At 74.5% G+C, this 7,845-nt stretch carries 6 protein-coding genes; 2 read left to right on the forward strand and 4 right to left on the reverse strand.

Translation table 11 applies throughout. The features are described from left to right. Positions 1-40: 40 nt before the first annotated feature. From ACFWEK_RS16020 to ACFWEK_RS16035, 4 genes are all read right to left on the reverse strand, one after another. Positions 41-2,677, reverse strand: a complete 2,637-nt coding sequence (locus ACFWEK_RS16020; RefSeq protein WP_430554668.1) for an ABC transporter permease — start codon at positions 2,675-2,677, stop codon at positions 41-43. Continuing rightward, entirely contained in the window at positions 2,674-3,468 is a 795-nt protein-coding gene (locus ACFWEK_RS16025) for an ABC transporter ATP-binding protein (protein ID WP_430546749.1), read from the reverse strand. Before ACFWEK_RS16025 ends, ACFWEK_RS16020 begins: the two co-directional genes overlap by 4 nt. 477 nt (positions 3,469-3,945) lie before the next feature. Beyond that, positions 3,946-4,665: a response regulator gene (locus tag ACFWEK_RS16030; RefSeq protein ID WP_430546748.1), complete on the reverse strand. Its 720-nt coding sequence runs from the start codon at positions 4,663-4,665 to the stop codon at positions 3,946-3,948. Continuing rightward, complete coding sequence (locus ACFWEK_RS16035; protein ID WP_430554669.1) at positions 4,662-6,035, reverse strand: sensor histidine kinase; 1,374 nt, start codon at positions 6,033-6,035, stop codon at positions 4,662-4,664. The genes ACFWEK_RS16030 and ACFWEK_RS16035 overlap by 4 nt, the downstream gene beginning before the upstream one ends. 230 nt (positions 6,036-6,265) lie before the next feature. Here ACFWEK_RS16035 and ACFWEK_RS16040 point away from each other — a divergent pair, with 230 nt between their 5' ends. After that, a complete protein-coding gene (locus ACFWEK_RS16040) occupies positions 6,266-6,949 on the forward strand; it encodes a response regulator transcription factor (protein WP_430546746.1) in 684 nt (227 codons plus the stop codon). A 24-nt stretch (positions 6,950-6,973) separates the two neighbouring features. Continuing rightward, positions 6,974-7,845: histidine kinase dimerization/phospho-acceptor domain-containing protein (locus ACFWEK_RS16045; RefSeq protein WP_430554670.1), on the forward strand; the 872-nt coding region annotated here is incomplete at its 3' end.

Here is a 7,845-nt window from a genome sequence, read left to right on the forward strand (position 1 = left end):
CCCGGGAAGGCCGTCGCGGACGGCCTGTGGACAACTCCCGCTACTCGCTCGCCAGCGCCTCCACGGGGGAGGTCTTCACCGCGGTGCGGGCGGGGGCGACGGACGCCACCAGCCCGGCCACGGCGGCGACGAGCAGCATCAGGAGGACGTCGCGCCACGGGACCACGATGACGGGGGTGCCCGCCCAGCCGAGCGCCGCGGCGGCGCCGGCCCAGCCGTAGACCAGCCCGAGCAGCACGCCCAGGACGGCGCCCACCAGCGCGATGAGCAGGCCCTCCACCGCGAGCATGCCGCGCAGCTGGCCCTTCGACAGCCCGATCGCCCGCAGGGTGGCGGACTCCCGGCGCCGCTCGATGACCGACAGCGACAGCGTGTTCGCCACGCCGATGAGGGCGATCACGACCGCCGCCGCCAGGAGACCGACGACGATCCCCAGCGCGGTGTCGATCACCTGCTGGAAGCCGGCACGCTCCACCGCCGCGCCCATGACGTCGGCGGGGGCCTCCGTGTCGGCGACCGCGTCCTGGATCGACGGCACCACGGAGGCGGCGTCGGACGGGTCGTCGAGCCCCACCCACAGGCTGGTCACCGGGGCGTCGGGGTCGAGGGAGGACAGGTCGTCCGGCACCACGAGCACCCCGGTGTCCGCGAGGTCGGTGACCGCGGCCTTCAGGTCGAGGGAGCCGTCCGGGCCGGTCAGGGTGAGGACCTGGCCGTCGGTGATGTGCCAGTTCTCGGAGACCTCCTCCGGCACGACGACGGTGCCCGCCGCGAGCGGCTCGACCATCTCGGTGCTCCGCAGCACCGACGCCGCGTCGTCCGGGGTCACGCCCCGGACGGTGACGGCGAAGCCCTCGTCCACCCCGTCGCCGGTGACCGTGGCGGCCGTGGCCCGCGCCTCGACGACGCGGGAGACCCCGGAGACGTCGCTCACGGTGCCGGCGAGCGCCGACGGGACGGGCGTCACGACGGCGTCCCCGGCGGCGACGCTCGTCGGGTCGCTCGACAGGTCGGTCGAGACGGTGACGTCCACGGGGTAGCGGGAGTCGAGCTCGGCGTCCATGGTCACCCGGGCGCTCGCGGCGCCGGTCGACATCATGCCGACGAGCGTGACGCCGATGAGCAGCGCGGTGGACGTGGCGGCGGTGCGGCGCGGGTTGCGCAACGTGTTCGCGGCCGCGAGCCGCGCCGTCGGGCCGGACGCCCCGACGAGGCGCCCGGCGAGCGCCACCACGCGGGGCAGCCAGAACACCGAGCCCACCAGGACGCCGACGAACGACAGGGCGCCGCCCGCGACACCGAGCAGGAGCCCCGTGGTGGGCTCCTCGCCGACGGTGCTCATCGCGACCCCGCCGCCCAGCAGGGCGAAGCCGATCACGGAGACGAGGATCGAGAGCACCAGGCGCACCCGGCCAGCGCCGCGGGCTGCCGACGGCGCGTCGGCGGGACGCAGGGCCTCGAGCGGCGCGACGCGCGTCGCGGCCCGGGCGGGGGAGAGCGCCGCGACCAGCGTCACGAGGGTGCCCACCGCCAGCGGGATGAGGACGACGGCGGGGGTGATCGTGACCGTCGCCGGCAGCGGGACCCCCAGGTCCATGCCGCGGCCGATCGTGAGCGCGGCCTGCCCCAGCCCGACGCCGGCCACCAGACCGACCGCTGAGGACAGCAGGCCCAGCACGGCCGCCTCGAACAGCACCGACCGGCGCAGCTGGCCCTTGTCCGCGCCGACGCACCGCAGCAGGGCGAGCGTGCGGGTGCGCTGGGCGACCAGCACCTGGAAGGTGTTCGCGATGACGAGCGCGGCGACCAGCAGCGCCACGGCGGCGAAGACCAGCACGAACAGCGTGAACATGACGTTCTCGCCACCGGTCATCTCGCTGGCGACGGCCTCGGCGTGCTCCTCGGGCGTCACGACCTTGAGGTCGGCGGTGTCGGCGCCCGACGCCGCGGCGCCGTTGGTGAGCGCGCCGGTGATCGCCGTGCGGGCCTGCTCGACGTCGGCCGGGTCGTCGAGGGTGACGAGCATGGTCGTCGGTGCGACCGTCTCCTCGCCGGGGGCGGTGAGGTCCTTCTCCCAACCGGCGACGTCCGCCGCCGGGGCGACGGCCGCGCCGCCCTGCATCGAGTAGGCGCCGTACGGGTCGGTGAGCGTGCCCGACACGGTGAGCTGCTCGCGGACCTCGGTCCAGGCGTCCTCCTCGGAGCTCTGGTCGCCCTCGAGGACGTTGCGCACGAGGGTGATCGTGTCGCCCGGGGCGGCTTCGAGACGCTCGGCGACGTCGACCGGCAGCGCGATCTCGCCCGACGCCTCGGGGAGGGAGCCGTCGGCGACCTCGAGCGGCAGCACGCTCGTGTCCGTGGGCTCGGCCAGCACCCCCTGGTAGATGGTGCGACCGCCGGCCTCGAGCTGCTGGTACGTCATGAGCTGGGGGTCGGCCGTGGCCACGCCGGCGGTGCCGCGCACCGCGTCGAGGGCGGCGTCGTCGGCGGGGACGCCGCGGACCACGAGGTCGGCGCCCGTGAACTGGGCGGCGATCGAGTCGTAGGTGGTGCGGGTGATGACGTTGCCCGCGAGGAGGGTGATCGCGACGAACGCGGTGCCGATGACGATCGCGACGCCCGCGGCGGCGAGCCGGCCGGCGCTGCGCCGCATCTGCGACAGGGTGAGGCGGATCATCGCGAGGCCACCGTCCGCAGCGCGTCGAGGCCGGCGAGCGCGGACTCCGGCGTCGGGTCCGTGATGTCGCCCGCGATCTTGCCGTCGGCGATGAGGACGACGCGGTCCGCGTAGGCGGCGGCCGCCGGGTCGTGGGTGACCATGATGATCGTGCGGCCGAGCTCGCGCACCGAGCGGCGCAGGAAGCTCAGCACTTCCGCGCCGGAGCGGGAGTCGAGGTTGCCGGTGGGCTCGTCCGCGAACACGACGTCGGGCTGGGCGATGAGGGCGCGCGCGATGGCGACGCGCTGCTGCTGGCCGCCGGACAGCTCGCTCGGGCGGTGCGTGAGCCGCTTGCTCAGGCCGAGCGTGTCGACGAGGGTGCCGAGCCACTGCTTGTCGACCGTGCCGCCCGCCAGCTCGACCGGCAGGGTGATGTTCTGCTCCGCCGTGAACATGGGCAACAGGTTGAACTGCTGGAACACGAAACCCACGCGGGTGCGGCGCAGCGCGGTGAGGGCCTTGTCGTTCAGGCCGGTCACCTCGGTGGAGCCGATGAACGACTGCCCGCTCGTGGCCGAGTCCAGGCCGGCGAGCAGGTGCATGAGGGTCGACTTGCCGGAGCCCGACGGCCCCATGATCGCCGTGAAGCGGCCGGCCGTGAAGTCGACGTCGACGCCGTCCAGCGCGCGCACCTGCGCCTCGCCGCGGCCGTACGTCTTGGTCAGGGCGCGGGCCCGCACCGCCGGGGTGACGGTCGGTCGGGCGGCGGTGCCCTCGTCGGGGATCGGGACGTACACGGTCGTGTCCACGGAAGCTCTCCGGTGTCTCGGGGTGGTGGCCGGGACGCTCCGCGGAGCCTCCGACCAGGACATCACCGACGCTACGGAGCGGCCGCGCCGCCGACATCGGCCCGAGGGTGGGTCCTCGCGTGCTCCCAGGTCATCCCCAGGTATGACACCGACCCTGACCCGCACCCTGAACCGCCCCTGACCTGCACCCTCGCCGGACTACCGGGGTGGTCAGGACCGGGAGCAGGTTCTTGCGGTCGTGGCCCTGACAAGTCGCGGTACCGACGCCGTCCACAGGTCGTGCTCATGTCGTGGCATCCACAGCGACGCCGAGCCCGGAACCGACGCCGCCACCGTGCGCCGCCACCTCGGCCGGTGATCGTCAGGGCCAGGAGCACCAGAACATCCGCGTGGCCCTGACAACCCGGCGGCGCCCGCCACCTGTCAGGGCCAGGCCCATGGGAACCCGCGCGTGGCCCTGACAGGTCGGGGTCGAGGTCAGGAGCCGGGGCGGACCAGGCCGGTCTCGTAGGCGGTCACGACGGCCTGGACGCGGTCGCGGGCGTCGAGCTTGGCGAGGATGCGCCCGACATGCGTCTTCACGGTGGCCTCGGCGACGAACAGGTCGGCCGCGATCTCGGTGTTGGACCGGCCGCGGGCCATGAGCACCAGCACCTCGCGCTCCCGGTCGGTGAGGCCGGCCAGCGCGTCGTGCTGGGGTGCCGCCTGGTCCGCGGGCAGCGCGGTGACCAGGTGCTCCAGCAGGCGTCGGGTGGAGGACGGTGCGATGACGGCGTCCCCGGCGTGCACGGTGCGGATGGCGGCGAGCATCTCCTCGGGCGGGGCGTCCTTGAGCAGGAACCCCGAGGCCCCGGACCGGATGGCCTCGAGGACGTACTCGTCCAGGTCGAACGTGGTGAGCACGATGACGCGCGGCGCGTCGGGCGCGGCGGTGAGTCGCGCGGTGGCGGTGAGCCCGTCCAGGTGCGGCATGCGCACGTCCATGAGCACGACGTCGACGCGGTGGTCGGCGAGCAGCCGCAGCGCCTGCGCGCCGTCCCCGGCCTCGAGCGCCACCTCCAGGTCCGGCTGGGAGTCGATCACCATGCGGAAGCCCGCGCGCACGAGCTGCTGGTCGTCGACGAGCGCGACGCGCACGACGCCGCTCCGGGCGGGTCCGGGGGCGGGCGGCGCGACGTCGTCGGCGGGCGGGGTCATGCGTCCTCCTGGGCGGTGGTCGCCGACGGGGTCGTCGGCGCGGGCGGGGCGGTCACGGGCGCCCCGGGCAGGGGTAGCTCGAGGTGGACGCGGAACCCGCCGCCTCGGCGGGGACCGGTCTCGAGCGTGCCGCCGTACAGGTTGGCCCGCTCGCGCATCCCGCGCAGCCCGAACCCGGGGTCGTCCGCGGTGGCGGCGGCGCCCCGGCCGTCGTCGAGCACCTCGAGCTCGACGGTCGAGGGCGTCCAGCGCACCGCGACGGTCACGGCCGGGTCGGGGCCGGCGTGCTTGCGCACGTTGGTCAGCGACTCCTGGCACACGCGGTACAGCGTGAGGCCCATGCCGGCGGGCAGGGTGCGGGGCTCGCCGACGCGCACCAGCGACACGCGCTGGCCCCCGTCCCGCGCCTGCGCGACGAGGTCCTCGATCTCCTCGACGCCGGGCTGCGGCGCGGGGCGCGCCTGGCGGGGCTCGTCGGCGACGACGGACGCCGGCCGCGGGGCGCCGCCCGGGCCCGTGGTGAGCGCGCGCGGCGACGCGGGACCGGGGGGCGCCTCGACGCGAGCCGCGTCCTCGTCGTCCTGCGAGCGCAGCACGCCGAGCAGGCGCCGCATGTCGGTGAGCGCGGTGCGCCCGGTCTCGCTGATGGTGCCCAGCGCGCGCACGGCGGCCTCGGGGTCGGACGCCGCGGCGTACCGGCCGCCGTCGGCCTGCGCGACGACGATGGACAGGGAGTGCGCCACGATGTCGTGCATCTCGCGGGCGATGCGGGCGCGCTCGGCGGCGGCGCTGATCCGGGCCTGCTGGTCGCGCTCGATCTCGAGGCGGTGCGCGCGGTCGCGCAGGGCGTCCATGGTGACGCGGCGGGACCGTCGCACGAGGGCGAACGCCCAGACGGCGAGGCCGGTGACCAGGCAGAAGATGCCGACCGGGACCATCTCGAGCACGGCGGAGGCGCCCCCGCCCGAGCGGACCCCGACCGCGATCGGCAGCACGACGACGGTCCCGAGGGCCGTGGAGCAGATCGCGGTGACGTGCGCCCACGTGGGGCCGTAGACCGTCACGGAGAACAACGACACGAGGATCAGCAGGTCCCCCGGCATGATCATCGGGTAGCCGGCGAGCATGTGGGCGAGTGCGACGGCGAAGACCGCGATCGCGGACGGCACGGCGCGGGTGCGCCGCCACGGCAGGGGCGCCAACATGGCGACGGTCCAGGCGATCGAGCCGCCGCGATCGAGGTACGGCTCGGTCGAGTAGAGGTCGGTGGCCGAGGTCAGCATGAGCGCGGCGAGCAGCACGGTCGTCGTCAGGTCGACGCCGAAGCGGTGCGCCTCGAACCAGCGCCCCATCCTCTCGATCCAGCTCATGTCCGCCAGGGTAGGCGGGAGCGGGGAGCGGGCGCGTCCGCCCGGGGGCGGACGGGCGGAGCGACGCGTCGTCCCGCAGGGGGACAGGACCCACCGCACGACGACGGGGGCGGCTGCCGCCGTCGCGGACGGCGACGTGCCGGCGCGTCATCTCCATGTCACACCCGGCTGGCGCCGACGCGGCGTGGGGAGGGGTCCAGGACCAGCGACGTTGCCGCTAGCATGAGGGAATGACCCACGTACTGCTGGCCGAGGACGACCCGGCTATTGCCGAGCCTTTGGCGCGGGCTCTCACGCGTGAGGGTTACGACGTCATCGTGCAAGGAACTGGTCAAGGAGCCGTCGACAACGCCGGGAGCGCGGACATCGTCGTCCTCGACCTGGGCCTTCCTGACATGGACGGCCTGGACGTGGCACGGGAGATCCGCGGCTCCGGGCTGACCGTGCCGGTGCTGGTGCTCACGGCGCGCGCGGACGAGGTGGACCTGGTCGTCGGGCTCGACGCGGGCGCCGACGACTACGTGACGAAGCCGTTCCGCCTCGCGGAGCTGCTCGCCCGCGTCCGGGCGCTGCTGCGCCGCACGCACGGCGAGACCGGCGAGGACGAGGAGCTGCGCGCGCAGGACGTGCGCGTCGACGTCTCCGCGCACCGCGCGTTCCAGGGCGACCGCGAGCTGCACCTGACCACCAAGGAGTTCGACCTGCTCAAGGTGCTGGTCGCGAACGCCGGGTCGGTCGTGGTGCGCGACACCCTCATGCGCGACGTCTGGGGCTCCGACCCGGTCGGCTCCACCAAGACGCTCGACATGCACGTGTCGTGGCTGCGCCGCAAGCTCGGCGACGACGCCAACGCCCCGCGCTACGTCTCCACCGTGCGAGGGCTCGGGTTCCGCTTCGAGCTCGGCGCGAGCTGACGCCGACGGGACTGGGCTGACCTCGTGCGTCGCCGCGTCCTGCTGGCGACCATCTCCGCGGTCGCCGTCGCCGTGCTCCTGCTCGGCGTCCCGCTCGGCATCTTCGGTGCCCGGTACGTCCTGGCCACCGAGGAGCAGCGCGTCACCAACCGGGTGGACACGCTCGCCCGCAGCGTCGACAACAGCCTCGACCGGGGCGACGTCGTCGAGGAGTCGACGGTGCAGCGCGCGGCCGAGGGCAGCGAGGGCGACCTGCCGGCGTACGTCGTCGTCACGCTGCCGGACGGTACCCAGCTGACGGCGGGCGAGCCCGTCTCCCCGCCGACGATCGACAAGGCGAAGCTCACCGACAAGAACGTCGGCGTGTCGATGACGGTGTCGGCCATCGGCGCCTACGTGAAGTCCGCGCAGACGGTGGTGCTGGTCATCATCGCGGGCATCGTCGCGATCGCGGCCGGCATCGCGGTGGCGGTGTGGCAGGCGAACCGGCTGTCCGCGCCCCTGGTCTACCTCGCGGCGTCCGCGGAGCAGCTGGGATCGGGCCAGGTGCGCCCGCGCCTCGAGCCGTCGGGGGTCGAGGAGATCGACCTCGTCGCGGCGGAGCTGGCGCGGTCCGCCGACCGGCTCGCGGGACGTCTCGCGGCGGAACGGCAGTTCACCCAGGACGCGTCGCACCAGCTGCGCACGCCGCTGACGGCGCTGACGATGCGGCTCGAGGAGATCACGCTCGCCTCCGACGACCCCGAGGTCGTCGAGGAGGCCCGCATCTCGCTCGAGCAGGTGGAGCGGCTGGTGACCGTCGTGGACGACCTGCTCGCGGCGTCGCGGCGCTCGCAGGGCGGCACGACGGAGGCCGTGGTGCTGGCGGACGTCGTGCACCAGCAGGAGGAGGAGTG

Source organism: Isoptericola sp. NPDC060257, assembly GCF_042726645.1.
Lineage (GTDB): Bacteria > Actinomycetota > Actinomycetes > Actinomycetales > Cellulomonadaceae > Isoptericola > Isoptericola nanjingensis.